General features: G+C 43.7%; 20 protein-coding genes and 3 tRNA genes. 14 read left to right on the plus strand and 9 right to left on the minus strand.

Annotation, left to right across the window (positions count from 1 at the left end; translation table 11 throughout):
• Positions 1-610 precede the first annotated feature (610 nt).
• A complete protein-coding gene (locus HMPREF1535_RS04725; protein WP_046145438.1) occupies positions 611-1,606 on the minus strand; it encodes a sugar phosphate isomerase/epimerase family protein in 996 nt (331 codons plus the stop codon).
• Positions 1,607-1,758: 152 nt separating this feature from the next.
• Here HMPREF1535_RS04725 and HMPREF1535_RS04730 point away from each other — a divergent pair, with 152 nt between their 5' ends.
• The 6 genes from HMPREF1535_RS04730 to HMPREF1535_RS04755 all read left to right on the plus strand — a co-directional run bounded on the left by HMPREF1535_RS04730 (position 1,759) and on the right by HMPREF1535_RS04755 (position 9,786).
• A complete protein-coding gene (locus HMPREF1535_RS04730) occupies positions 1,759-2,706 on the plus strand; it encodes a FimB/Mfa2 family fimbrial subunit (RefSeq protein ID WP_046145439.1) in 948 nt (315 codons plus the stop codon).
• An 80-nt stretch (positions 2,707-2,786) separates the two neighbouring features.
• Positions 2,787-3,194, plus strand: a complete 408-nt coding sequence (locus HMPREF1535_RS04735) for a hypothetical protein (RefSeq protein ID WP_007655171.1) — start codon at positions 2,787-2,789, stop codon at positions 3,192-3,194.
• A 215-nt stretch (positions 3,195-3,409) separates the two neighbouring features.
• Positions 3,410-4,588: a DUF4906 domain-containing protein gene (locus HMPREF1535_RS04740; protein WP_222861284.1), complete on the plus strand. Its 1,179-nt coding sequence runs from the start codon at positions 3,410-3,412 to the stop codon at positions 4,586-4,588.
• 15 nt (positions 4,589-4,603) lie between these two features.
• Entirely contained in the window at positions 4,604-6,598 is a 1,995-nt protein-coding gene (fimD, locus tag HMPREF1535_RS04745; protein WP_007655173.1) for a fimbrial tip adhesin FimD, read from the plus strand.
• A 12-nt stretch (positions 6,599-6,610) separates the two neighbouring features.
• The gene (locus HMPREF1535_RS04750; RefSeq protein WP_046145440.1) at positions 6,611-8,755 is read left to right on the plus strand and encodes a hypothetical protein; all 2,145 of its coding nucleotides are present in this window, start codon (positions 6,611-6,613) and stop codon (positions 8,753-8,755) included.
• Positions 8,756-8,937: 182 nt separating this feature from the next.
• Positions 8,938-9,786, plus strand: coding sequence for a BRO-N domain-containing protein (locus tag HMPREF1535_RS04755; RefSeq protein ID WP_007655178.1), 849 nt, complete (start codon positions 8,938-8,940; stop codon positions 9,784-9,786).
• A gap of 15 nt (positions 9,787-9,801) precedes the next feature.
• Here the strand turns inward: HMPREF1535_RS04755 and HMPREF1535_RS04760 are convergent.
• Together HMPREF1535_RS04760 and recO are read right to left on the minus strand one after the other, a co-directional pair.
• A tRNA-Arg gene (locus HMPREF1535_RS04760) sits at positions 9,802-9,873 on the minus strand.
• Between the two features lie 71 nt (positions 9,874-9,944).
• Complete coding sequence (recO, locus tag HMPREF1535_RS04765; protein ID WP_007655187.1) at positions 9,945-10,670, minus strand: DNA repair protein RecO; 726 nt, start codon at positions 10,668-10,670, stop codon at positions 9,945-9,947.
• A gap of 89 nt (positions 10,671-10,759) precedes the next feature.
• Between recO and HMPREF1535_RS04770 the strand changes: the two genes are divergently transcribed.
• The 8 genes from HMPREF1535_RS04770 (at position 10,760) to HMPREF1535_RS04805 (ending at position 17,201) form a co-directional block, all read left to right on the plus strand.
• Positions 10,760-11,149 carry a DUF2721 domain-containing protein gene (locus HMPREF1535_RS04770; protein WP_007655188.1) on the plus strand — a complete coding sequence of 130 codons (390 nt, stop codon included), beginning with the start codon at positions 10,760-10,762 and terminating at the stop codon, positions 11,147-11,149.
• Between the two features lie 132 nt (positions 11,150-11,281).
• Positions 11,282-11,353 (plus strand) — tRNA-Glu (locus HMPREF1535_RS04775).
• 41 nt (positions 11,354-11,394) lie between these two features.
• The gene (gene rpsT / locus HMPREF1535_RS04780; protein WP_046145441.1) at positions 11,395-11,649 is read left to right on the plus strand and encodes a 30S ribosomal protein S20; all 255 of its coding nucleotides are present in this window, start codon (positions 11,395-11,397) and stop codon (positions 11,647-11,649) included.
• A 9-nt stretch (positions 11,650-11,658) separates the two neighbouring features.
• A tRNA-Glu gene (locus tag HMPREF1535_RS04785) sits at positions 11,659-11,730 on the plus strand.
• Positions 11,731-11,917: 187 nt separating this feature from the next.
• Positions 11,918-13,873, plus strand: coding sequence for a DNA topoisomerase (ATP-hydrolyzing) subunit B (gyrB, locus tag HMPREF1535_RS04790; RefSeq protein ID WP_046145442.1), 1,956 nt, complete (start codon positions 11,918-11,920; stop codon positions 13,871-13,873).
• Positions 13,874-13,968: 95 nt separating this feature from the next.
• Positions 13,969-15,747, plus strand: coding sequence for a gamma-glutamyl-gamma-aminobutyrate hydrolase family protein (locus HMPREF1535_RS04795; protein ID WP_046145443.1), 1,779 nt, complete (start codon positions 13,969-13,971; stop codon positions 15,745-15,747).
• A gap of 24 nt (positions 15,748-15,771) precedes the next feature.
• Positions 15,772-16,767, plus strand: a complete 996-nt coding sequence (locus HMPREF1535_RS04800; protein WP_010801856.1) for a M20 family metallopeptidase — start codon at positions 15,772-15,774, stop codon at positions 16,765-16,767.
• Positions 16,768-16,775: 8 nt separating this feature from the next.
• Positions 16,776-17,201: a SufE family protein gene (locus HMPREF1535_RS04805; protein ID WP_010801855.1), complete on the plus strand. Its 426-nt coding sequence runs from the start codon at positions 16,776-16,778 to the stop codon at positions 17,199-17,201.
• A 63-nt stretch (positions 17,202-17,264) separates the two neighbouring features.
• Here the strand turns inward: HMPREF1535_RS04805 and HMPREF1535_RS04810 are convergent, their stop codons facing one another.
• The 6 genes from HMPREF1535_RS04810 to HMPREF1535_RS04835 all read right to left on the minus strand — a co-directional run bounded on the left by HMPREF1535_RS04810 (position 17,265) and on the right by HMPREF1535_RS04835 (position 26,352).
• Positions 17,265-19,154, minus strand: coding sequence for a RagB/SusD family nutrient uptake outer membrane protein (locus HMPREF1535_RS04810; RefSeq protein ID WP_046145444.1), 1,890 nt, complete (start codon positions 19,152-19,154; stop codon positions 17,265-17,267).
• Positions 19,155-19,173: 19 nt separating this feature from the next.
• Positions 19,174-22,476 carry a SusC/RagA family TonB-linked outer membrane protein gene (locus tag HMPREF1535_RS04815; RefSeq protein WP_046145445.1) on the minus strand — a complete coding sequence of 1,101 codons (3,303 nt, stop codon included), beginning with the start codon at positions 22,474-22,476 and terminating at the stop codon, positions 19,174-19,176.
• 692 nt (positions 22,477-23,168) lie between these two features.
• Positions 23,169-23,768, minus strand: a complete 600-nt coding sequence (locus HMPREF1535_RS04820) for a ribonuclease HII (protein ID WP_010801852.1) — start codon at positions 23,766-23,768, stop codon at positions 23,169-23,171.
• Between the two features lie 19 nt (positions 23,769-23,787).
• On the minus strand, positions 23,788-24,189 hold the full coding sequence (locus HMPREF1535_RS04825) for a VanZ family protein (protein WP_010801851.1): 402 nt from the start codon (positions 24,187-24,189) through the stop codon (positions 23,788-23,790).
• Positions 24,190-24,199: 10 nt separating this feature from the next.
• Positions 24,200-25,414: an aminotransferase class V-fold PLP-dependent enzyme gene (locus HMPREF1535_RS04830; protein WP_007655212.1), complete on the minus strand. Its 1,215-nt coding sequence runs from the start codon at positions 25,412-25,414 to the stop codon at positions 24,200-24,202.
• Between the two features lie 149 nt (positions 25,415-25,563).
• A complete protein-coding gene (locus tag HMPREF1535_RS04835) occupies positions 25,564-26,352 on the minus strand; it encodes a glycoside hydrolase family 16 protein (protein WP_046145446.1) in 789 nt (262 codons plus the stop codon).
• Positions 26,353-26,367 lie beyond the last annotated feature (15 nt).

Raw genomic sequence — 26,367 nt, forward strand, 5'->3', positions numbered from 1 at the left:
GGCAACTCTGAATTGACAAAATGCTATATTATATACCTTATGAGTAAGCTGTACCGGATAGTATCTTGCGTTGCTTATTTTTATGCAAATGTAGAGGAGATTCAGATCGACAAAAAGACAGAATAATTAAACAATAAAGATCGCAACGACATTGTATCATGGATTTTAAATATCATTACATTATCCATGTAGCAATTTTACTAAGTTATAGACATTACAAAAACACTTATTATATCTGTTGTTCCAAAAACAAGATGTGTTCTTTAACATAGAATCTAACGCTTCAAAAACTCTTTTTTGAGTTTTTGAAGCGTTTAAAACAAGCTAAATCTAGCTTACAATAGAAATAAATTTCATTTAAAACGAGATCTACTTTTGTTTAAAACGAAATGTTTTTCGGCTGCAGAGGAGAAAAAACCGATCTTTTATGTTAATAAACACATAATCAAGTATTCCCAAAAGAGGATATGAGAGAATATTTCGGTTATAAAAAAAGGCATTTTACCATCATAAAGATAGACAAAATGCCGATTTTTTAAAATAATGATACACCAACAATCACTGTATAGAATTACAATTTAGAAATAAGTGAGCTTCCGCTGATTATCAACTATCGACCTTTATCAAAAAAAGCATCGAAAGCATGCCCCGAAGGCTGGAAATCGACCTGTTTAACGAAGGCACACGATTCGCGTGCTCCATGTTCACGGTCCATCGCGCTGTCTTCCCACTCAACGGACAACGGCCCCTGATAACCGATATCGTTCAGAGCACGGATAATCTCTTCGAAACAAATCCGTCCGCGTCCCATACTACGGAAATTCCAGAAGCGGCGGGAATCGCCGAAAGTGGAATGGCCGCCGAACACACCGATCTGCTTAGGGCTATCACTCCAGTATACATCTTTCATATGTACGTGGAAAATGCGGTCGGAGAACTGATAAATGAAATCCACATAATCTACCCCCTGATATCCCATATGGCTCGGATCGTAATTGAACCCGAATGCCGGATGATTATTCAGCGCATCGAGCGCTTTACGGGCAGAATAAGTATCGAATGCTATTTCCGTCGGATGCACCTCCAGACCATAACGGACACCTAACTTCTGATATTCATCCATGATCGGGATAAAACGGCGGGCGAAATCGGCATAACCGTCTTCAATCATCTGATCTGTAACGGGAGGGAAAGAATAAAGCCAATGCCAGATAGGACTACCGGTAAATCCGGCAACCGTGTCGATACCTAAAGCTTTTGCCGCACGCGCCGTCTGCACCATATACTCGGCTGCACGCTGACGCACACCTTCCGGTTCACCGTCGCCCCAGATACAATCAGGCAGAACCGCCTTATGCCGCTGGTCGATAGTATCGCAAACCGCCTGGCTGATCAGATGGATAGAGATACAATAAAGTTGCAGGTCATATTTGGCAAGCAATTCTTTTATGCCGTCATAATAGGCCTGATCCGTTCGCCGGACATCCAGATGGTTGGGTAACCCCAGTTCCAATCCGTCATATCCGAATGCTTTCGCTTTTTCACAAACTGTTTCGAGGGGTAAATCCCCCCATTGAAGGGTACATAATGTTACTGGACGTGCCATTTCTTTTAATTTTAAGGTTATTACATTGAGTCTGTTTTCTACAAATCTAAAAAAGTTCCGCTCATAATCTGCAAGTTCCCTCCTTAATATTTTCTAAATTCCAAAATAAGTATTTTCTTTGTGTAGATTTTATCATTAACATTTTCCTTGCTATGAAAAAGAAAGAATTATGTGCAGTAGCCTGCCTGTTTTGGCTGGCAGGTTGTAGTGATCCGGCTTCGGACGAATTTGAAATTGTAAAGAATTTATTTCCTGTACAATTTAGTGTTCAACTTCAAAAAGAGGTACTTCCGTTCTCCTCTACCCGCAGTATGCCACCTAACACGGTGCCCGAACCGACTGTTCCGGATGGAGACAATCCAGACAAAGAGTTAAAAGAGTTATGTTCTGCCATCGAATATCTGGTTTACAAAGACGGCGACCAGCCGGAGTTGGTAAAACACCGGACTTATCATGCAGACGCAGAACCGGACTTCGGCATTGTTTACGACACGCTTCCTGCCGGCAATTATCAGATTTACCTGCTGGCTCATCAGTCACAAAAAGCTACATTTTCAGAAAACGCTTTCAGCTTTGACGAACTATCTGATTCATTCTATAATGGCCAGGAGCTCCAGTTGAAAGAAGGAGACGAAACCAACGTCGATATAAACCTGCAACGGATTGTCAGCCGGATAGAGTTTAAGGCAGCCGACAAGATTCCGGAAGATATCGTCCGGTTTGAACTGGCAGTCAGCAATCATCCCGACCGGCTCGATATCCTGACCGGAAAAGGAATCGTATCTGCTGGGCCCAACGATTTCTCTTATGAATTCAAAACGGAAGAAAAAGGACAATCCGGTAAAATCCATTCCTTTTATTCCTTTATTCCGACAGGTGATGAAAAGATATCCGTCACGCTCACGGCCACCGGTTCGGATAATCAGGTACTGCGAAAGCGGACAGTAACCGATATTATTCCCATCGCCAACAAAATAATCCGCTACACAGGTATCTTATATACGCCTCCCAAACCGGATGAAACAGAAAACACCTTCAACCTGATCATCGGGAACAACGGCGAGTGGGATGAACCGGAAGAAAATGAATTGCCGGAATAACTTCATACACAATTGTGCAGCTATAAGTTGCACAATTGTAAAAACAAAGAGTATCTTTGTACTCAACAAAAGTAACCGTTATGAAAAAGAAAAACATACTCAGTCTCATCTTTTTACTTACCATCCTTTGCGGATTCAATAGTTGCGAGGATAAGCCGCTTGATCCCATAGAAGATCCGGAGTATATTTTATGCAATGGCTCTGGCTGGTTTGACGAGTATACAGACATTGATAATTTCTATTGCACACAACGGCTTATTTTCCATTCTGACGGCAGGGGCGAAGAAATTATCACCCGCTATTTCAGATTTCCGGATGACTATGAAGAATTGGAATCTACTTTTTGGTGGGAATGGGATGACGACTACAGAACAATTTATATGGAATACTCTAACGGAGACTATATTTACTTTGACGACCTACATATATATTACGATGAACTATCCGGTTATTTAGGCGACGATTATGTTACTTTTGAGCCCTTTTAACCTTAAATAGTATCATCAAAACTAAATGTTATGTCAAAATTTCTTATTCTACATACTTTCTAAAACTTATCTGAATTTTAGTTGTTTAAATTCATAAAGAGAACAAGGTAAAAGGTGGCAACGGTAAATTCTCCAGCCTGGCACTTTACATATTCAACAAGGAAAACGGCGTATGCGAATACTCGGAATTAATCCCGGTTATCACTCCGCAATACGTGGACGAGTTAACCCGGTCAATTCAGGTCTCACCACAGGATAAAATCATCTATGCCATCGGCAATTACAACGACGAGGATAAAGTTTATTCGATGATACCCGACGGTTCCAAACTCTTGCCGAAGTTGGAAACGATGACTATATCGAACAAGAACGGGTTTAAAGATACAAACCTATTGATGGTCGGAAAACAGGTGGTTCAAATCGACGGTCTTGTGACAGATGCCACTATTCCAATGGAAAGACTCGTTGCCCGCCTGGATGTATATATGTTCAAAAGCAGAAGGTTAGAGAACAACACGGTTATTTTAAAGTCCATCGAACTGGTCAACCAAATAACCAATACACGGGGAGAATATCAGAATACGATCATGGTATCGCCGGTCGAAACTCAAAATGACCTCAGAACGATCAGTAGCAACAATGTACTGGGAGTCATGCCGGATGATATGTCAGGAATTATTCCCGCCAATGCGACGGAATCTTTTTACAGTTACCAGAATATTGCTGCATCGGCAGACCCTGATCCAAACGTTACTCCTTACCTGTTGATAACAGCAGACATAGACGGGGTGAGCCACCGGTATAAGGGGTACATCACCGACAACGGACAAACAACCGATAAGTACAGTCTGAAACGCAACACGGTCTACCGCATTATCGCGATGCTTGATAATCCGGATAATCTGCTGATACTTAAAACAACCACTTTGCCGTGGACGAAATCATCCTCACAGATCGGCCATGTGGTTAATGAGGGAGATTACAGCTTCAGTGCCAATAACACGGAAGCAGCAACAGGAATCGTACAGTATCCTTATGTGCTGAACGGTGAATCACAGAACAGTACATCGTATGCCAGTTATAACTTCAAACTGACGGCCCCGGCCGGAGCTGTCTGGACAGCGACACTGACAAACGGCCTGGAGTTTACTTTCGGAACGGAAGGTTCTACCAATGGCAAACTTGCCATATCGAAAGGGATTGCCGGCGACAATACATATGAAATCAAGGTAGGAGCTTCCAGACCCTGGAACAGCCAGGAAAGGAAAGTCTATCTCTATATCACCGCCGAAGGGCAAAAGTTAAAGATCAATCCGGTCCGCAGCAACGGACAGCGGGCGCTGCCGGGTAACAACGACACGGATATTCTGATCACACAAACAGAATATAAATAAAAGGAGAAAAGGGTTATGAAACGAAATAATATCTACATCATTCAATTGATATCGGCACTGGTCCTGCTGTTCTCTTCCTGTAGCCAGGAGGAACTGATGGACCAGCCGGAGGCTGTATCCGGTTCCGGCAAGATAGCCCTCCGGCTATCCCTGTCGCAACCGGCCGTCACCCGGGCCGATACGGAAGTTGGAGAAAATGATCTGAATGAAAACCTGATCAAGACACTGGACGTTTTCATTTACAGGGAAGAGCAGGAAACTTGTTCTTTCTACCAGCATATCACCCCTTCTCCGGAGCAGACAGGAAGCGGGGAATATACCGCAACACTGCATGCTACGCAGGATCAGTTTGTCCAGAATGCAACTTATAATACTTATGTGGTATCCAACTATTCCGGGAGCATACCGGCTGGCGGACTTAGCCGCTCAGACCTGAAGGCATTGAATGTATCAGCATTGAATCCCGATAAAATACAGGACAGTTTTCTGATGGACGGTACTGCCGCCAATATCCTGAATGACGGACGTGTCGTTAACAAGGAAATTGCAGTCTCACTGAAACGGGCAGCATCAAAAATCAGGGTATCGACAGCCTATACGAACAGCTTCTCGGCTTTCGCCGGCGGAACCATCAGCAAAAAGCTGTTCCAGTACGCAACAAATATCTCCGTACTGGAAAACGGTAATCCGGTTGTTCCTCAGTTACAAAGTATGTCCGGTTTTACCGGTATTACCCCCGGTACGGGAACAGATAAAATTGTTGTCTATTCCTATCCGAACGACTGGAGCCTGAAGAAACAGAATGAAACCTATCTGATAGTCAACATCCCGGCAACAGGCCCTGATGGCAAGGAGTATGCACAGAACTATTATAAAGTGCCTGTCAACTTCCGTATTCCGGCCGATGATACGGCAAATCCATCCGAAGAACAGGAGGCTGAACGTAATGCAATATACAGATTAGAACGCAACCACCTGTACGACATAACAGTTCTGGTAGACCAGCCGGGATCACCCACTCCTGAGACTGCAATCGAGATCAGTGCCAATTATGTGATAAAAGACTGGACAACCAAAGAGGTGATCGTTGCAGTGGAAGGTTTCAACTTTATCTATGTAGAGGATACAAATATAAAGTTACCTAACAGCACTAAATTTACAACCACGTTCCAGTCATCCACACCGGATGTCGAAGTATCTGATATAGCTGTCAATGGCAAGGAGATCGTAAACGGCAGTGAAGGAGTTTTTATCAACTATTCGCATAATGTAAAAACCGGTGATATCATCATAGTCAGCGCATTACCTGAAAACTTCGTTGCCAAAGAGATCACTTTCATCGTAAAAAACGGCGTAGGTCTGACACAGAAAGTAACGGTTTTACAATATCCCGCCTTATATATAGGCTCTGATATTTCCGCCGACGCACCGGGCGGTAGCCAGGGACAGAACAATAATAAGATGTTCGTGATCGGTTCTTTCGTTGCCGACTTCTCTTCCCTACCCGATCCGGATGAGTTTGACGAAGATTTCGGAAGCGGATACACCCATTATGCAGCCAATCCTGCATTAGGTAAATCATATGCAGAATATATCAGAAACAATGCCGTATTAGGAAATCCGCTGACAGACAGCGAGGGCCAGACCATCGATACGGAAGAAAACAACCGCCGTATATCGCCACGTCTTATGCTGGCATCCCAGCACGGGGTGACAACGGCAGACAGCTATACGAACTCAAGGGATAAATGCGCAGCATATGTGGAAAACGATGCCACCACCAATGAAAGGTATTCGGATTGGCGTATGCCTACCCTGGCTGAGGTCTATCTGATCGATGTACTTCAGAATATCAAGGTGGCAGAAGTAAAAAAGATCTTGGAAGGTAGCTGGTACTGGAGTGCCAGGGCCAGTTCTGCCGTACAGTTCATGGACCCCAGAGTGGGTAATACAAATTCTTTCAATGCACTGCACTCGTCAGTTCGTTGTGTCAGGGATGTTAAATTCTAAAATAGAAATGTTATGAAAAATGTTATCATATATTTAATGGCTTCACTTGCATTGTTCGCCTGTCAGAATGAACTTGAAGTGGAGAAAGCAACGAAACCGGGCAAAGAGCTTTTGCGGGTATCGGTAAACATCCCGGAATATAGGATTGCCACACGTGCGGCCTCTTTCGAAAACAACCTCTCGGATGTCTGGTTGCTGGCGTTCGACCGGAACGGACTGTTCCTTGAACGTGTTCAGGCAACCGAACTGAACAGCGGGGAGGCAGACGGTGTAGGCAGCGGTTCTTTTAAAGCAGAAGTACCCGAAGAAACAGGGATCATCCATGTGGTAGCCAACTACGACAACTGGTCTTCCTTCAACGACAATGCTTCCCTGCAAAAAGATGAAAAGGAAGTAATGCCTTCTTTATATGGCAATAAAATGGTTTTCTGGGGAAGAAGTGAAGTTACTTCTTCTTCTTTATCCGTGACACTTTTCCGTAATCAGGCCAAAGTGACGGTGCAAAACGAAGCATCCAACTTTACGGTTACCGGTTATGCGCTCGGCAATATGGCAACCAGCGGTACTGTTGTGCCGTTTATGCCGGAGATGACTCCAAACCCGTTCATCATACAGGATAATGCCACCACGTTGCCTCTGGGTACGCTCTCTAAAACAAGCCAGAGCGATGCGGACTGCAACCTGGAAGCCAAATATATGTTCGAGAATCCTAACTACTTCAATGACCAGTCTTATCTTATTATCAAAGGCCACCTGGAAGGAGGAGGTCCGGAACTGTATTACAAAATACAGTTCCTGGACACCGATAAAAAACCTTATACGATCGTCAGAAACTTTCAGTATAAAGTCATAATCAATTCATTCAGTGACCAGGCTAATGGTAGTACGACTTTTGCGGATGCCAAAAATTCGGAAGTATCCAATAACATCTATGCCGAAGTCTTCAAGGATTCACCCTCTATCTCCGACAGCGACAATAACCGGCTGACGGTAAGCAGGCTGAATTTCCTGTTCACACAGGGTGGCACGCTGAACGTTGCAGCACATTATACGGAAAACGAAGTGCTGAACGATAGCAAGATCAGTGTCTCGGTACAGGAAGACAGAGGTAGTATCATCAGCAGCCTGTCGTACGACGGTAACGGGAATATCACAGCCCGTGTCGCCAAAGTTTCAGCCGGCCAAAATGAAGCGACCCTATTGGTGAAGGCGGGGGAACTCTCCCGTATAATCACTGTTACTTCCAGTACATTATATAGTTTCGACCCGGCCGCCTTATCTCCTGAATTATATACCGGCAAAGATCAGGATATGACTTTATCATTCCGCATACCGGATGTTATTCCAAACTATCTGTATCCTTTGAAATGCGAAGTGACGACAAAGTACTTGTATCCGGTAGAGCCGAACAAGAACCTGGAAATAGCATTCGAGGACGGCGTCTATAAATATGTATACTGGGTATACAGTCCCGGCATTAAAGAACTGAGTTTTAAAACAAGCCTGGACAACAGCAACGAAACAATAACGATAGAGAACGATTATTTCAAAACGGCTGAAGTCAAACTGATATCGCGTCAGTTTGAAGGAGTATCTGTCAATGGAAATAACATGGTAACCTATGGAGCAGGCAATTCTGCCACCCTCAAATTTACCATTCCCGAATATCCGGATTATCCTCCGACATATCTGCTGACTGTATTTATTGCAACAAAGAATTTGACTACGTCTCAGGCAGGCTGGAATGCCGTAAACGGTGGGTATAGCTATACTTACAACATGGCACCAACCGGAGAGCAGACCGTTCAGTTCAAATCGGTCCAGCCTGACAGCCGTGAACAAATAGTCATCAGTGCTCCGGGATTCAGCAATGCAACTATTGCGGTTGACAATTACTTGGCTGCCAATATCGGTGTTTCGGGAGAATTGCGTGCCGTCTATAACGGACTGACATACACACTCCAGAGTCGTTCCGCAACATCATCCAACACTAGTATTATCAATAATTTCACAACCAACAGGAGTAGTATGTATAACATCACCGTAAAATCCGGCAACAAACTTTCGGATACGGTTACAATAACCTGTTACGGTTATACCGGTTCATTTACAGTAGGAGAACTGCTTACAGGAATGCGTTTAAATTTATATCAATAAAAGGGAGAAAATCCGGGATGGATTTTCATTACTGGTTAAGTGAGAGAAGGACTGTACAAGCATATTTGCAAGTATGGTCCTTCTATATTTTAATTCACAATTTCTTTACTATATGAATTATTTAATCTATTTTTGTCCACATAAATAAATATACCATTTAGCAACCACTTACAAAACAGACTATGACAAAAAAAGAAGCAATCAAATTTTTTGAGGAAAAGAAAGTCCGCACCCTCTGGGATGACGAAACTGAAGAATGGTACTTTTCAATAATCGATGTGATAGCAGTCCTAACGGAAAGTGATAATCCCCGCAAATATTGGAGCGTATTAAAGACAAGGCTTAGAAAAGAAGGCAATGAAACGGCTACAAATTGTAGCCAGTTGAAAATGCCTTCACTTGATGGTAAAATGAGATTGACAGATGTAGCGACTACCGAACAACTTTTTCGCCTTATCCAATCTATACCTTCTCCCAAAGCCGAACCATTCAAACTTTGGATAGCCCAGATTGCCAAAGAACGATTAGATCAGATGCAGGACCCGGAACTATCCATCGAACAAGCTATGATGGATTATAAACGTCTCGGATATTCCGATAGCTGGATAAACCAACGATTAAAATCCATCGAAATCCGCAAGGACCTAACCGATGAATGGAAGAAACACAATTTACAGGAAGACATACAATTCGCAACACTTACTGATATTATCTATAAAACGTGGGCAGGAAAAACAGCCAAAGAGTACAAACAATTCAAAGGATTGAAAAAAGAGAATCTACGGGATAATATGACAAATACGGAACTTGTTCTCAATATGCTAGCAGAAGCGGCAACAACAGATTTGTCAAAAGAAAAGGACCCCAAAGAATTTCAGGAACATGCAAACATAGCACACCAGGGAGGAAAAGTTGCCCAAGTTGCCCGTGAACAACTAGAAAGTCAACTGGGACATTCCGTCGTTTCACCCCTCAATGCAAAAACGACACTCGGATTGAATAAAGAAAACAAAAAAGGCCATACTTCCTAAAAGTATGGTCTTTTGTACCCCCGAGCAGAATCGAACTGCTATCTAATGTTTAGGAAACATCTATTCTATCCGTTGAACTACAGGGGCAACTTTATATAAAGTGGGGGCAAAAGTATAATCTTTTCTGCAAACTGGCAAGTATTCAGGCAGTAATCTGATCAATCAAAGAGACTTTGCATAACGGAGAGGGATTTTATTTCCGGAAAGTCCGGCAAATGCAGGCGATAATATTCAACGATACGATTGATAACTCCGACCCTATCCTGACGGGAAAAAGAATACAACGACATATTCTCAAAGCTGATTTTCAAGAGGCGGGCAAAGACCTGACTCTCTTCCCGGTTCAGATAATGCCGGTGCATGGGAATGCGATCCACAAAGACACCGTTCTGCATATCGAAATAACAACCCGTCGAATACGAATCGGCATTCGGATAAATCCCCATATAATGAAGCAGGCGGAGCAGGAACACCAGATGGAAATTTGCCACTCCCTTATCGGCATACTCTAACAAGTGGATGGATTCATATAAATAATCGAACAGTCGCTGGTCAGGCTCCGTATCCTTTACTACCCGGAACAATACTTCCGCCAGGAAAAGCGCCAGCACATTCTTGACCGGATTACAAAAGACTTCAGTCAGCGGATAACACAACTTCGTCTCACGAATCCGGTGCAGGTCACGCTTATTCAGATGCTCCACCTCCATCTCTAAAACCGAAAGGGGCATAAACAGCGCCCTGGAAACAGGCGACTTCTTTCCACGACTGCGCGCCACCAGATAAGAAGTACGACCGAACGCCTCCGTATACATATATATAATAGAGTACTTATCGTTATAGGGGATGGCATGCAGGACGATCCCGCGTGTTTTACATAACATATCTTCCGTTCTTTATCGGATACAAAGATACAAAACAACAAACTATTTACGATATTTGCAGGTTATAATACTATAAATACATTTGAGTTATGTTAGATCTTACTACCCCGTCGCTTTTGTTTTCAGCCATATCATTAATATTACTGGCCTACACCAACCGTTTCCTGTCGTACGCCAGCGTGGTCCGCACATTGAAAGAAAAACACCAGCAGACACACGATCCGAAAGATATTGCACAGATTGCAAACCTCCGCAAACGGCTTTACCTGACCCGTTCGATGCAGATACTCGGGATACTCAGTCTGCTCCTTTGCGTAATTTCCATGTTCTTTATCTATATTTCATGGCAAATCATTGCCGCCTGGATATTCGGTGTCGCACTGCTGCTACTGGCCGCTTCCCTATGCGTATGTATCTGGGAAATAAACATTTCCGTCAAGGCTCTCGAAATACATTTACAAGACATAAGTTCTAAATAGAAGTTAAAACAAGAATATCTATTAAATTTTACCTTGAAATGTTTTGGTAGTTCAGGGAGAACATCTATCTTTGCACTCGCAATCGGGAAATCAACAACCCCAGAGCGCTGAAAGTGAGAACTTTGACATGATGGCCCATTCGTCTATCGGTTAGGACGCAAGATTTTCATTCTTGAAAGAGGGGTTCGATTCCCCTATGGGCTACAATAAACAAGATTAAAAATTCAATAAAGAATAGCTAAGAAATGGCAAATCACAAGTCATCAATCAAAAGGATCAGACAGACCAACGCAAGACGTTTACATAACAGATACTATGCAAAAACTGCTAGAAATGCAATGCGTGTTTTGCGTGCTACTGAAGACAAAAACGAAGCTCAGGCTCTGTTACCGAAGGTGTGCTCTATGTTGGATAAGCTTGCTAAGAAAAACGTTATTCACAAGAATAAAGCTAGCAACCTGAAATCCAAATTGACAAAGCACGTTAACAAGCTTGCATAAGGATATTTCGGCCCATTCGTCTATCGGTTAGGACGCAAGATTTTCATTCTTGAAAGAGGGGTTCGATTCCCCTATGGGCTACTTTACAGAAGCAGTCGGATCAATTGTGATTCGACTGCTTTGTTTTTATACCTCCCGTCACGCTTTCTCCACCCTGCTTTTTTTGCTATTTTCACTACATTTATACCATCTAAGTCAATTATTTTCACTACATTTGTTAGCATTTTTAGATATATAGAAATTTAGTGATTTTAAAGGATATAAACTCATGAGTGAAGAAATGAAGAATACTTCCGGGGAATACTCTGCGGACAGTATTCAGGTACTTGAAGGGTTAGAAGCAGTACGAAAAAGACCTGCCATGTATATTGGCGATATCAGCGAAAAAGGTCTACACCATTTGGTGTATGAAGTTGTTGACAACTCTATTGACGAAGCACTAGCCGGATTTTGTTCCCAGATCGACGTAGTTATAAACGAAGATAACTCTATCACAGTAACGGACGACGGCCGTGGTATACCGGTAGGTATTCATGAGAAAGAAGGCAAATCAGCCCTGGAAGTAGTATTAACCGTTCTACACGCCGGTGGTAAATTTGACAAAGGTACTTATAAGGTATCCGGAGGTCTGCATGGCGTGGGTGTTTCCTGTGTGAACGCACTTTCCACTTATCTGAAAGCAGAAGTCCGCCGTGAAGGTAAAATCCATATGCAGGAATTCTCTTGTGGTAAACCGTTGCATGGTGTAGAAGTTGTCGGTACAGCCGATACGACCGGAACAACTATCTCTTTCAAACCGGACGGCAGTATCTTTACGGTTACTGAATATAAATATGAAATATTGGCTACCCGTTTACGCGAACTGGCATTCCTGAACGCCGGTGTCAGTCTGACACTGACTGACAAACGCGTAATAAAAGAAGACGGCTCCTTTAAATCGGAACTGTTCCGCTCGGAAGAAGGATTGAAAGAATTCGTCCGTTACGTAGACCGTTCCAAAGAATCCCTGATTCCTGACGTTATCCATATCGTTACAGAAAAGCAGGGTATTCCTGTTGAAGTAGCCATGACATACAACACATCTTTCAACGAAAGCGTGTTCTCCTATGTAAATGATATTAATACAATTGAAGGTGGTACACACCTCGCCGGTTTCCGTCGTGGTCTGACACGTACACTGAAGAAATATGCTGAAGACTCCAAGTTGCTGGAAAAAGCAAAAGTAGAGATCCAGGGCGATGACTTCCGCGAAGGTCTGACAGCCGTTATCTCTATCAAGGTGGCCGAACCGCAGTTTGAAGGACAGACAAAAACAAAACTGGGTAACAGTGAAGTGACCGGTGCCGTAGACCAGGCCATCGGAGAAGCATTGGGTTATTATCTGGAAGAACATCCGAAAGAAGCAAAAATCATCGTCGACAAGGTCGTTCTGGCCGCACAGGCACGTCAGGCTGCCCGTAAAGCACGTGAACTGGTTCAGCGCAAATCACCGATGACCGGTGGCGGTCTGCCCGGTAAACTAGCCGACTGTTCTTCGAAAGACGCAGCAATCTGCGAATTATTCCTGGTCGAAGGGGACTCGGCAGGCGGTACGGCTAAACAGGGCCGCGACCGTGTGTTCCAGGCTATCCTGCCGCTTCGTGGTAAGATCCTGAACGTAGAAAAGGCGATGGACCACAAAGTGTTCGAAAGTGAAGAAATCCAGAACATCTTCCGTGCAATGGGTGTTACTATCGGTACAGAGGAAGATCCGAAGGAATTGAACCTGAGCAAGCTCCGCTACCACAAGGTTATCATCATGACCGATGCCGACGTGGACGGAAGCCACATTGCCACATTGATTCTTACTTTCTTCTTCCGCAGAATGCGTTCCTTGATCGAAAACGGATATGTTTACCTGGCTACTCCTCCCCTTTACCTCTGTAAGAAAGGTAAAGTAGAAGAATACTGCTGGACAGAGCAACAACGCCAGGCATTCATCGATAAATATGGTGGAGGTAACGAGAACCAGATCCATACACAACGATACAAAGGTTTGGGAGAAATGAACGACCACCAGTTATGGGATACAACCATGAATCCTGAAAACCGTACGTTGAAGCAGATCACGATCGACAGCGCAGCAGAAGCAGACCAGATCTTTGCCATGTTAATGGGTGAAGAAGTAGGTCCGCGCCGCGAGTTTATTGAAGAGAATGCAACTTACGCAAATATTGACGCTTAATCAGCGGACAATTAACAATAGACAATTGACAATTTATTAGCGACTATCTATAATTGTCAGTTGTCAATTTCAATTGTCAATTAAAAAGTATAGTTATGAATTATCAAGTCCGTCGTCCGAGTTTAGAAGCCTTATTCAGGGAAGTTGACAATTTCAGTCCGAAAAAAGAAAAACTTCAACCTCCCCGCATAGGAATATCTTCAAACCGGAAAGACGGACTTTCCTGTATAGCCGATACCTATGTGCAATCCGTACTGAAAGCAGGAGGAGCCCCGGTGCTGATCCCTGTCATTACGGATATGGAAGCACTTACGGCAATCGTATCCGGACTGGACGGACTGCTGATGAGCGGCGGCGGAGATATCAACCCGCTTTATGTCGGGGAGGAACCCGTTCCGCAATTACAGGACGTGGATACTTTCCGCGACGAGTTCGATCTTATCTTGCTTAGGCTGGCAACTAACCGCCAGTTACCCGTCATGGGTATTTGCCGCGGCCACCAACTTATCAACGTAGCCTTCGGCGGTTCCGTATATCAGGATATCCATTCGCAACACGAAGCCAGGTTGTTCAAGCATAGCCAGACAATGCCGCGCGAACAGGTTTCCCATTCCGTACAGATCACCGATACTTCTTCGCGCCTGTTCGATATATTAAAGAAAGAACCGGATATATTCGTCAACTCTTTCCATCATCAGGCAGTCAAAGATATCGCACCCGAATTTAAAGAAACGGCAGTTGCCCCGGATGGTATCAACGAGGCCATGGAGCATCCCGAAAAAGAGATTTTCAGTGTGCAATGGCATCCCGAAGCAATGGCTGCCAACGACGACGAACTTATGCTCGAACTGTTCAGGCATCATGTGGAAATGGCCCGCCTGTTCAAGGAAGCCAAACGCATCCATAGCCGGAACGTCATACTCGATTCTCATACGGACACACCGATGATCTTCCCCGGCCAGTTCAATATCGGACTGAAAGAGGGAGGCAAAGTAAACCTGCCGCTGATGGAAGAAGGAATGGTCGACGCTGCGATCATGGTCGCTTATATCCCGCAAGGCAAACGGGATGACGAATCATTGCAGCAGGCAACCGATTTTGCCATGAACCGGTTGAACGAGATTCATCGCCAAATGGAAATTAACCGCGGCAGAATGAACATCGCCCGGACTTCACAGGAAGTATGGGTAACGAAAGATGCCGGCAAGAAAGCAATCATGTTGGGTTTGGAAAACGGTTATGCCATAGGTAAAGACATTCGAAACATAGCCCGTTTCAAAGAGCTGGGCGTCAGCTATATCACGCTTTGCCACAACGGGAGCAACGACATATGCGACTCTGCCCGCGGAGATGCAGAATGGGGCGGACTAAGTCCTTTCGGAAAAGAAGTGGTTGCCGAAATGAACCGGTTGGGCATCCTGGTAGATGTGTCGCACGCTGCCGAAAGTACCTTCTACGATGCGTTGGAAATCAGCACACAACCGATCATCGCTTCACATTCTTCGGCACGCGCCCTGTGCAACCATCCGCGCAACCTGACGGATGACCAACTGAAAGCACTGGCCGAAAAACAAGGCGTAGTACAAGTATGCCTTTATAAAGGCTTTATCAATGAAGATGCTGAAAAAGCATCGCTTACCGACGCCATACGCCACATTAATCATATAGTGGACCTGATCGGTATCAACCACGTGGGCATTGGCTCCGATTTCGACGGCGACGGCGAACTGATCGGATGCCGGGCAAGCAACGAACTGATCAATATCACCCTGCGCCTTCTGAAAGACGGCTACAAGGAGAATGATATTGCAAAGATATGGGGAGGCAACCTGCTGCGTGTCATGTCACGTGTACAGTCGGCCTATAACGGATGATAATAAAGAAATACTAACAGATATATGATGCACGTTTTGTATATAGCTCTATTTGCTTTTTCATTGCTCGCCTGTAGCCAGGCAAAGAACCAGCAACAGGAAGTAACGACAGTCAGCCAGACGCCAATGACAACAACGCCTTCTTTCAATGCCGACAGCGCCTATGTTTTTGTTGAAAACCAGGTAAAATTCGGCCCACGCGTACCGAACACCGATGCCCATAAAGCATGCGGCAACTATCTCGCCTCCGAACTGAAACGTTTCGGGGCCAAAGTATACGAACAGGAAGCCATGCTTACCGCCTACGACAATACCGGACTGGAAGCCAAAAACATCATCGGCTCTTTCAACCCGGAAAACAATAAACGCATCCTGCTCTTCGCCCATTGGGATTCGCGTCCTTATTCCGACCACGATCCCGACCCGGCTAATCATCGCAAAGCGATCGACGGAGCCGACGATGGAGCCAGCGGTGTAGGAGCCTTGCTTGAAATAGCCAGGCAGATCGGGCAAAAAGATCCCGGAGTAGGTATCGACATCATCTTCTTCGATGCGGAAGATTACGGTACTCCGGAGTTTGTAGACGATTATAAACCCGACACCTGGTGTCTGGGTACCCAGTTCTGGGCAAAGAATCCGCACGTACCCAATTACCGCGCCGACTTCGGTATCCTGCTGGATATGGTCGGAGCTAAAAATGCCACTTTCTTCAAGGAACAGACTTCCTTGAGCAAGGCTGGCAACATTGTGGAAATGGTATGGAGCACGGCACGTAACCTCGGATACGGCAGGTATTTCATCAATGCGACAGGCGGCGCCATCACCGACGATCACGAATATGTGATCAAAGGACGCAATATCCCTTGTATCGACATTATCAACTACGACCCTGACAGCAAAAGCGGTTTCGGTTGGTACTGGCATACACAAAAGGACAATATGGAAAATATCGACCGCGAAACCCTTAAAGCGGTAGGGCAAACGGTACTGGAAGTAGTATATAACCGACAAAAGAAATAATACAAACAATGACTATCAACGAACTTCAGGATAACGTTATTGAAGAGTTCTCAGCCTTCGACGACTGGATGGACAAGTATGCGTTGCTGATCGATTTAGGCAACTCACTTCCCCCGCTGGAAGAAAAGTATAAAACAGAAAGTAACCTGATCGAAGGTTGCCAGAGCCGTGTATGGCTTCAGGCAGACTACGAGGACGGTAAAATTATATTCAAAGGCGAAAGCGACGCTGTGATTGTAAAAGGTATCGTATCCTTACTGATCAACGTCCTGTCCGGCCATACCCCGCAGGAGATTCTGGATACCGATCTTTATTTCATTGAGCAGATCGGATTGAAGGAGCACCTTTCCCCTACCCGCTCAAACGGCCTGGTGGCTATGGTCAAGCAAATGCGAATGTACGCACTGGCCTACCGCACAAAAGAACAAGGATAATTCAAACAAAAAAGGTATGCCGACAACCGCGACATACCTTTCTACTATTTCAAATAATCCTTCTTATTCAGTGATTTCGGTACCATAATACGGCCTAAGCTCATCATTAGACTTAAACACATAATAAGTCGTCGGATTCGTATACGGATTATTATAATGGAAGATGGCAGGATTAGCATTCAATTCAGCCTGGTTCCAGCCCGGAGTCCAACCTACATAGGCACCATCCATATCAATACAGTGCTGATAACGTTCACAGTTGGAACCTTTGTAAGCACGGTGGATACCAACTTCCAAACGTTTAGCATCAAAATAATTAATTCCCTCACCCCAGAATTCGATACCTTTCTGGAAAACATATTCATCCAGGAATGCGTCGGCAGTAGTTGCTGTACAGGTATAAGCGGAGTTACGTGTTTTCACAATATCCTCCAATGCTTTTGCTGCCGCAGGTACTCCCGATGTATGAAGTGCTGCCTCTGCTTTCAAGTAATACATTTCCTCAATACGCATGATCGGATAATCGACTGCACCACCGACAGTATGAGTACGATAGTCTCCATTATGCGGACGGAATTTCATATTTACATACAACCACGGCCATGACTGGAAACCGTTAGACGAATTGATACGTGCACGAATCCATGAGGCAGAACTGTTGTACTTATATTGATATTTATCAGGACCGAATCCAGAATAATCATCACTCCAATCGCTTTGAGTAGTACTTGTACTTACATCGTTCAATGCCCATTTGTTATTAATAAACTTGCCATCAGCATCTCTCTCCACTAAATACGGCTCACCCTCTTTCTGGTTTTTCGATTCATAGAAAAAGCTGGGGTCCAACCATGATTTCTTACGGAAGTCGTTATCCGAAAGGCGCTCGTACCATTTACGATCGAGTGAACGACCAACACGCCAACCATACACACTGAAAGTCGTTTCCGTTCCGAAGATCATAGCAAAAGAGAATGACTGATTGTTTCCCGTAGCAGCAGTGGTATTACCTTCGGAAATAGAAGTAGCCCACATCCATGAATTCTGAGAGTTACGATTGTTAAAGCCATTAACCGGATCGGTCCATTCTGCTTCCGTCAATGGAGTACAACCGGCTACAGAAATAGCCTTATCTGCATATTCACCGGATTTCTGCCAATAGGATGCTTCGTCTTTATAGGTAACGGATGTTTTCACACGAGAAGCCAGATTAGCATATGTACGGGCATACAAACCATACACAACCGCCAGGTTCGGCTGGGTTTTATCAGTACGGGTATATCCGCTCAGATATGTTTCTGCCTGCTGCAAGTCACTCAGGATCAAATCATAGGCTGCATCCACTGTTGCACGCGGATTATTGGAAGCCTCTTCCGATGTTGTCTTCTCCGTTACAATAGGTACACCCAAATTCGTCAAGTCATTTTCAGGACTTACATAGCTGTAACGGCTATCGGTCGGTTTCTTGTATTCCATAATCTGAACCAGATCCAGATAATAAAGTGCACGGTAAGCGTAGCTGACGCCCAGATATCCCTTTTTCGTATCATCCAAATCATTCACATCGATCATGCCGATAATATCGTTTACATTCTTGATATAAGAATAATAGAGATAAGAAGGATACAATCCACGATTGGAACCGGTAGCACTGATCGCTCCATAGCAATAAGCGCCCATGGTGTTATACCCATTCGCTCCGGAACAGACAAACTGGGTCGTACTATGTTCAAGCATGGCACGCATACTACCATACGAAATCATTTCTATACCACCGTCATCATTTATATACCCGCCCATTGAAGTATAAATAGAGTTGACCATCCCTTGTAAAGCCGATTCCGATGCTTGAATCTGGTCATTCAACACATATTCTGTCGGCAATGTTTCTTCGATACAGCTACTTAACCCCAGAAGAGCCGCAGCAGCCAATAAAATCTTATATTTCTTCATGATGTTTTCTTTTTAGTGTTTAGAATGTCAATGAAATACCACCTGAGATAGTACGTATCGGAGAATAAAGTTCCGGATTACTGTATCCTTTCAATGTATAGCGAGGATCGAATCCCTGGCGTGCAGAGAAGTAGAACAGGTTTTCTCCCGAGAAATAAACACGTATATTCTGAACATTGTACTTCTGTGTCAGACTGGAAGGCAATGTATATCCCAGATTAATATTCTGGATATTCAGATAGCTTGCGTTAGTAATGAAACGGTCTGAACGCGGATTCTGTGAATACTTTTCTGCAAACTGCAAACGCGGAATATTTGAACCTGTATTCTCCGGCGACCAGGCATTCAAGATGTCCTTATGCCAAGTTGTAGACGTAGTGGTGCTGGTGTGCATCAATGTCTGATAAGTATAATCGTAAGCCTTTCCACCCAATTGATAGTTCAGGTTGATAGAGAAGTCAAAACCACGATAGGATAATGAAGTACCCAAACCACCATAGAAAGAAGGAAGAGCATCACCAATCAGATAATCGGTTGCCTGACTTGCATCTTTGGTTGTTTCCTGTCCTGTGACATTTCCTGCCTCATCAAGAATATCTTTATAGAATAAAGACTCTCCTGTTTCAGGATCCAAACCGGCAAATTTAGGCAAGTACCAAGTATACAGAGAAAGACCTTCTGCCACAAAATATTTGTACTTGGATACAAACGATTTATCCAGATTGACATAACCATTATGTCCGTCTACCTTTGTTGTTTTGATTGCATCCGGTAAAGTCAATACTTTATTCTTTACATGAGAAATATTGAAGTTGACATCCCATTTGAAATCCTTATTGCTGATCAGAGTTCCCTGCAAAACCAACTCAATACCGGCATTACGCATATCACCCAAGTTAACGAAATAACTGGTGTAACCAATAGAAGGAGGTGTATTCAGAGAAAACAACATATCACTGGTTTTCCGATAGAAATAATCCAGGCTACCGCCCAAGCGTCCGCCGAAAAGATCAAATTCTGTACCTATATTCCAGTTTGTATTGGTTTCCCAAGTAATATCACTGGAACCTTTCTGACGCCACTGGTAAGCAGCCTGATCATCATTATTTACCACTTTGTAAGAATCGGCATACAAATAATCACCGATATTGTCATTACCCTGAGAACCGACAGAAGCCTTCAGCTTCAAAGAGTTCACCCAAGGTGCGTTAAAGAAAGCTTCTTTAGAAATAAGCCAAGCACCACCGACAGACCAGAAGTTACCCCAACGGTGTTCTTTCGCAAAACGTGAAGAAGCATCACGACGATAAGATACCGAACCGAAATACTTCGCATCGTAATTATACATAGCACGGAAGAAGTAACCTTCATTATTATAAGAATTTGAATAAGAATATGGATTATTATTCAAATTCAAAAGAGTAGCCAGTTCACGTGTTCCATCGATTCCGAAATTACGTCCGGAAGCACTCAATGATTCATATTTGTAATTATAATATTCATGACCGACCATTGCTCCGACATCATGTTTACCGAACTGCTTGTTATAATTCAACAACTGTTGCGTATTATAAGTGAAAGTGCGATAAGAAGCTTTCGACAAGTAGCCATTATCAGAAGAACTGGTATAGTAATCGACAAAAGGACTGGTTGCATAGGTATAACGACGATCATAATCATATGCATTGGCATTAAACGTGAAGGTCAGATCCTGAGTCAGATTAATATCTGCATAACCACTGGCAATAAAAGAGTTACCGGTCGTTTCATCAGAACGATATTTGTTTGAGAAAATACAGTTACCTCCCACACCGCCTGCACGAGTCAGATCGTAAGCTTGTGCAAAGTCATACATTTTCTCTCCCCACTGATCGATCATGATATTCTTATTTGCATCCCGGAGGTAAACAGGATAAATGGGAGCTTGGCTCTTTATGGTGCTCCAGATAGTTCCAGTACCGATTGTACCTTCGGATGTCTGACTGTAATTATATTTTGTATAGTTGAAGTTTGCACCGACTTTCAACCATTTTTTTGCCTGGTAATCCAGCTTTGCACGTGCTGTTAAACGTTTTTGCATGGAGCCTTCCTGAATACCGTCCTGATCCAGATATCCTATAGATGTATAATAGTTTATACGCTCGGAAGCACCTGATACCGATACGTTATACTCTTGACGGAAACCGTTCTGCAAACCGATCTCTTCCCAGTCATCGGCCTGCAACCAGAATTTTTGTCCATTATAATCATATAGTGCTCCCATGGTCGCTCCCGGATTCATTACACCACCCTGTTGGATAAAGTCTTGCCCTTCGGGAACCGTATATATCATATAACCCGGGCCGACACCACTGGATGAGTTTGTCAGATGTTGATTTGCCAAGGCATGAGCATCTGTTGCCGACATAGAGCCGCCCGGTTCAGTTATATAATAGTTATATAACATCTTGTAATAAGTTTCGTAGAACTGCTGGGCGTTTGTCGTCTTATAATTCTGGAGACCATTCGAGTTAGCACCCCATTTGGCATCAACAGAAACTTTTGCATCGCCATTTTTACCCTTCTTCGTGGTAATCATGATAACACCATTGGCACCACGGGCACCATACAATGCATTGGAAGCTGCATCTTTCAATACGGTCATCGACTCGATATCATTCGAGTTTATCAGGTTCAGGTCACCATCGAAAGGCATACCGTCAACCACGATCAAAGGTTCTGTATCTGAAGATATTGAACCGAAACCACGAATTGTAATAGAAGGCGAGCTACCCGGTTGTGAAGAAGAATTGCTTAACTGTACACCGGCTACACGCCCAGCCAAAGCCTGGGCCGGGTTCGAAACCTGCGCTTTCAGAAGGTCGTCCGATTTCATTATGCCGGCAGAACCGGTAAAGGCTTCTTTCGTACTTTTACCGAAAGCTACCACCACCACTTCGTCCAAAGCCTGGTTGTCTTCCTGTAATATGATTTGAATATTGTTTTTATTTCCTGGTTTTATTGTTTGGGTTACAAAGCCTACATAAGAGACTTGCAATGAACCGTTAGCTTTGACGGACAATTCAAACTTTCCGTCCATATCTGTCATAATACCATTAGTGGTACCTACTTCAACAACACTGGCGCCAATTACCGGTTCCCCGTTTTCATCTTTAACGACACCTGTCACTTTGCGGGTATTCTGATTTACCGATGCTGCTTCCTCTATTGCTACGGCTTTCCGGATATCAAGGTCTGAAAGATTGCTTTCAGCCGCCATGGTCAAATTAAGACAAAACAAAGGAATGGCCATGCAGGCAACTTTCTTTGTGTAATTATTCATAACTTAATTAATTAACGATTAGAACTTGAATAAAAAAACTATTCACGGATTAGGTTAAAAAAGGAACGATCCTTCTACCTCCTCTACTAGCTGCTATTGTACCTCATAATCAACCTGGAATAAAAGTTAGACAATTTTATATAGACTTTTTAGATGTATATATCTCCCTCTGCACAATACAGAAGACAGGAACTTTTTAGCGTTTTTATACCACAACAAACAATTAGCGTTTTTTTTCTAAAAATCAACAACAACAACAATATTCTATATGTATCCAAAGAAGACAATCCAATAGTAAATTATCAGATCGAGTTACCTGCATATTTTATCAAACTAAGTTTTTCAAAATATCAACACTAGTGGTATTATTAACATAGTTCACATAGGACTAGGTTAAGAAACCGATTGCAAATATAGTATTTTTTGCAAAAACAATATACTTTGATGCAAAAATTAATAAAATAAGGCTATAAATCACTTCTTTCTTGCAGAGAAAAGTCCCTTTATCTTCTTAAAAGACCTAGTCCTATGTGAACTATGTTAAAAAAAATAGTCCAAAGAGAGCACTAAACACTTTTTGGTTATGGGAATAACAGATCATAACCATTCACCCGAACGGTCAGATCATTCACCTCAAACTGCTTTACAAGTCAAGGCTTATCCTCTAAAGAATAAAAGATGAAGGATAAAAACTAAAAATTCAATGTTAATTGTTCCGGTAATAAAGTAAATGTTTTACGGTGATAAGGGGTAATTCCGATCGTACGGATTGCTTCACGGTGGGCTTTAGTGGGGTAACCTTTATTTTCAGTCCAGTGATAATCCGGATACTCTTTGGCAAGTTCATCCATATAATCGTCACGATAAGTTTTGGCAAGGATGGAGGCAGCGGCGATACTCAGATATTTACCATCCCCCTTCACCACTGTCGTATGTTTTATATCGGGATAAGGAGTAAAGCGATTTCCATCGATCAACAAATGCTCCGGTCTTACCTGCAACTGGTCAATGGCACGGTGCATAGCCAGAAAAGAAGCCTTCAGTATGTTTATCTTATCAATTTCTTCAGGAGTAACGATGCCGACAGCCCAGGCTATTGCCTCTTTCTCTATAACAGGACGCAAGGCATACCGTTTCTTTTCGCTCAACTGTTTGCTGTCATTCAAATCATCGTTCTTGAAATCAGGCGGTAAAATAACAGCAGCGGCAAATACCGATCCGGCCAAACATCCGCGTCCGGCTTCATCACATCCGGCTTCTATCCGGTTCGCTTCCAAATAAGGTAACAACATAGCGTTTTATTTGTATGAATCAATTTACTATCTTCTTTTTTATCATCCAGGGGCGCAACACGAAATAAGAGAATAAGGTTGCCAGTACAACTCCTGTGATGTTTGCCAGGAAGTCAAACCAGTCGCCTCCCCGATATGACGTACAATATTCCTGCAATAATTCAATCGCCCCGCTCATCAGGATCGGACAAAGCACGGCACCTATCCAGGCATGCCACAAGACCTCATCATATTTCCGGTGATTACGTAAAAACTCGATCCAAAGCATACCGGACAATCCGGCATACATACAAATATGGACTACCTTGTCTATTCCCGGGATCTTTCCGATCTCCACTGAAGGCGGCTTGAAAAACGACAGATAAATAACAACCAGAATGATTGTCAAGGATATTGGATATTTCTTCAGGTAATATAACATAGACTACTTATTAAAACATTTTTCTTACACGTTCTACCCCGGCTGCAAAAGTATCGATCTCCTCTTTCGTATTATAAAAGGAGAAAGAAGCACGCACGGTTCCTTCAATGCCTAAAGCCTGCATCAGCGGTTGGGCACAATGGTGACCGGTACGCACGGCAATACCCAAACGGTCGAGCAGCATCCCCATATCATAATGGTGAATATTGCCAACCAAAAAAGAAAGGACCGCCCCCTTATGGTCAGCCTGCCCGAAAATACGCATCCCTTCGATTGCATTCAGCTTATCAGTCGCATAACGTAACAGTTCGTCTTCGTAAACAGCGATATTATCCATCCCCAAACGATTGACATAACGCAAGGCTTCTGCCAAAGCCGTACTACCGATATAATCAGGAGTACCGGCTTCAAATTTAAACGGTAATTCATTGAATGTCGTCTTCTCGAACGAGACAGTCGCGATCATTTCGCCCCCCCCCTGGTAAGGAGGCAGTTTATCCAGCCATTCTTCTTTTCCGTACAACACACCGATACCGGTAGGCCCGTATACTTTATGACCGGAGAATACATAGAACTCAGCATCCAGATCCTGCACATCGACTGCCAGGTGAGGCACAGCCTGCGCACCGTCTATCAATACCGGCACATCATGATTATGCGCTTCCTCAATTATTTCTTTCACCGGATTTATTGTACCCAGCACATTCGAGACATGGGTTACGGAAACCAGCTTCGTCCGTTCCGAGAAAAGTTCACGGAACTGCTCCATATCCAGTTCCCCCTTTTCATTCATCGGGATCACTTTCAAGGCTATTCCTTTGCGGGCCGCCTGTATCTGCCAGGGGACGATATTGGAATGATGCTCCATAACAGAGACAATCACCTCATCGCCAGCCGACATACACTCGTCGGTGAAGCTGGAAGCTATCAGATTGATCGCCTCCGTCGTTCCGCGTGTAAAAATGATTTCGTTGGAAGAACGTGCATTCAGGAATGATTGTACGGTTTTACGTGCCTCTTCATGCGCTTCGGTTGCAGCCTGGCTCAGAAAATGCACTCCGCGATGGATGTTGGCATTTACATTATAATAACCGCTTTCTATCTTTTCAACCACACACCGGGGCTTCTGCGTTGTAGCACCGTTATCAAAGTAAATGAGCGGTTTATCGTATATCTTATGTTCCAGTATTGGAAAATCTTTCCGGATAGACTGTATATCTAACATAGCTCGTGTATCTTTAGTCGTATAACAAACGCCAAAGATACGATGTTTATTTTAACAACGGCGATTTATTCATTTATACAGATATAAGAATATAAAAAAAGCCTTTCGTTTCTATGCGAAAGGCTCTCTTGTACCCTATGAAGTCATTTTTATTGCTTTTGATAGAAGCGAACCCAGTCGATCTCCATTTCTACCGGCAGATCTTCCGGATCAACGGCACCTACCCAGCTACCGCCTAGCTGCATATCCAGCAACAGATAGAATTTACCGTCATTAAAGGGGAACTGCCCTTCCTTATCCGTTTCAATCCGGGGATAGGCAAACGTACGGGTTTCATTTATGAAAAACACCAGACTATCCGGATACATTTCTACTGTGTAGGTATTAAAATCATCCGGGTTGATAAGTCCCGTGCTCCCCTGTTTCGGATTATCTTTAATGCCCAGATCGAAAGTATAATGGGAATGGACTGTCTGATAAGCGATACTATCATTGTTCAGACGCTCCATAATGTCGATCTCACCTCCGCCGGGCCATTTACCATCCTGGGGCAGTAGCCAGAAAGCAGGCCATGCGCCGGTCGCTCCGTTCAGCTTTGCATGAATTTCCAGACGCCCGTTAGTAAAGCCTACTTTATCCTTTGTATAAACACCACCAGTTATATAGGCTGCCGTATCGTTCGGCAAACTGTGATTAACTAAGCCGCGCAATACCAACTTCCCGTCACGCATAGCATAGCAGGAGTCAAAATCGGACATATAGTTATTCCAGTCGGATTTGCCACGAGGGATCTTACTCCATGAAGCGGGATCAAAACTACCGGTCTGATCGAAGTTATCTTCCCAAACCAATTTCCACTCAGCAGGTGAGGGTTTACAACACGGTAAGGCGATCATCATGCCCAAGCAGGCCAATAGCCCTAAAAAATTCTTTTTCATATCGCAGTATTTTAG

This window comes from Parabacteroides goldsteinii DSM 19448 = WAL 12034, assembly GCF_000969835.1.
GTDB lineage: Bacteria > Bacteroidota > Bacteroidia > Bacteroidales > Tannerellaceae > Parabacteroides > Parabacteroides goldsteinii.

Coding starts and splice junctions, on each gene's coding strand:
- recO (WP_007655187.1), bottom strand. CDS start 10,670: ATGTTATGTAAAACACGCGGGATCGTCCTGCATGCCATCCCCTATAAC.
- HMPREF1535_RS04725 (WP_046145438.1), bottom strand. CDS start 1,606: ATGGCACGTCCAGTAACATTATGTACCCTTCAATGGGGGGATTTACCC.
- HMPREF1535_RS04730 (WP_046145439.1), top strand. CDS start 1,759: ATGAAAAAGAAAGAATTATGTGCAGTAGCCTGCCTGTTTTGGCTGGCA.
- gyrB (WP_046145442.1), top strand. CDS start 11,918: ATGAGTGAAGAAATGAAGAATACTTCCGGGGAATACTCTGCGGACAGT.
- HMPREF1535_RS04825 (WP_010801851.1), bottom strand. CDS start 24,189: ATGTTATATTACCTGAAGAAATATCCAATATCCTTGACAATCATTCTG.
- HMPREF1535_RS04795 (WP_046145443.1), top strand. CDS start 13,969: ATGAATTATCAAGTCCGTCGTCCGAGTTTAGAAGCCTTATTCAGGGAA.
- HMPREF1535_RS04820 (WP_010801852.1), bottom strand. CDS start 23,768: ATGTTGTTACCTTATTTGGAAGCGAACCGGATAGAAGCCGGATGTGAT.
- HMPREF1535_RS04830 (WP_007655212.1), bottom strand. CDS start 25,414: ATGTTAGATATACAGTCTATCCGGAAAGATTTTCCAATACTGGAACAT.
- rpsT (WP_046145441.1), top strand. CDS start 11,395: ATGGCAAATCACAAGTCATCAATCAAAAGGATCAGACAGACCAACGCA.
- HMPREF1535_RS04805 (WP_010801855.1), top strand. CDS start 16,776: ATGACTATCAACGAACTTCAGGATAACGTTATTGAAGAGTTCTCAGCC.
- HMPREF1535_RS04755 (WP_007655178.1), top strand. CDS start 8,938: ATGACAAAAAAAGAAGCAATCAAATTTTTTGAGGAAAAGAAAGTCCGC.
- HMPREF1535_RS04800 (WP_010801856.1), top strand. CDS start 15,772: ATGATGCACGTTTTGTATATAGCTCTATTTGCTTTTTCATTGCTCGCC.
- HMPREF1535_RS04835 (WP_046145446.1), bottom strand. CDS start 26,352: ATGAAAAAGAATTTTTTAGGGCTATTGGCCTGCTTGGGCATGATGATC.
- HMPREF1535_RS04770 (WP_007655188.1), top strand. CDS start 10,760: ATGTTAGATCTTACTACCCCGTCGCTTTTGTTTTCAGCCATATCATTA.
- HMPREF1535_RS04735 (WP_007655171.1), top strand. CDS start 2,787: ATGAAAAAGAAAAACATACTCAGTCTCATCTTTTTACTTACCATCCTT.
- HMPREF1535_RS04815 (WP_046145445.1), bottom strand. CDS start 22,476: ATGAATAATTACACAAAGAAAGTTGCCTGCATGGCCATTCCTTTGTTT.
- HMPREF1535_RS04810 (WP_046145444.1), bottom strand. CDS start 19,154: ATGAAGAAATATAAGATTTTATTGGCTGCTGCGGCTCTTCTGGGGTTA.
- HMPREF1535_RS04750 (WP_046145440.1), top strand. CDS start 6,611: ATGAAAAATGTTATCATATATTTAATGGCTTCACTTGCATTGTTCGCC.
- fimD (WP_007655173.1), top strand. CDS start 4,604: ATGAAACGAAATAATATCTACATCATTCAATTGATATCGGCACTGGTC.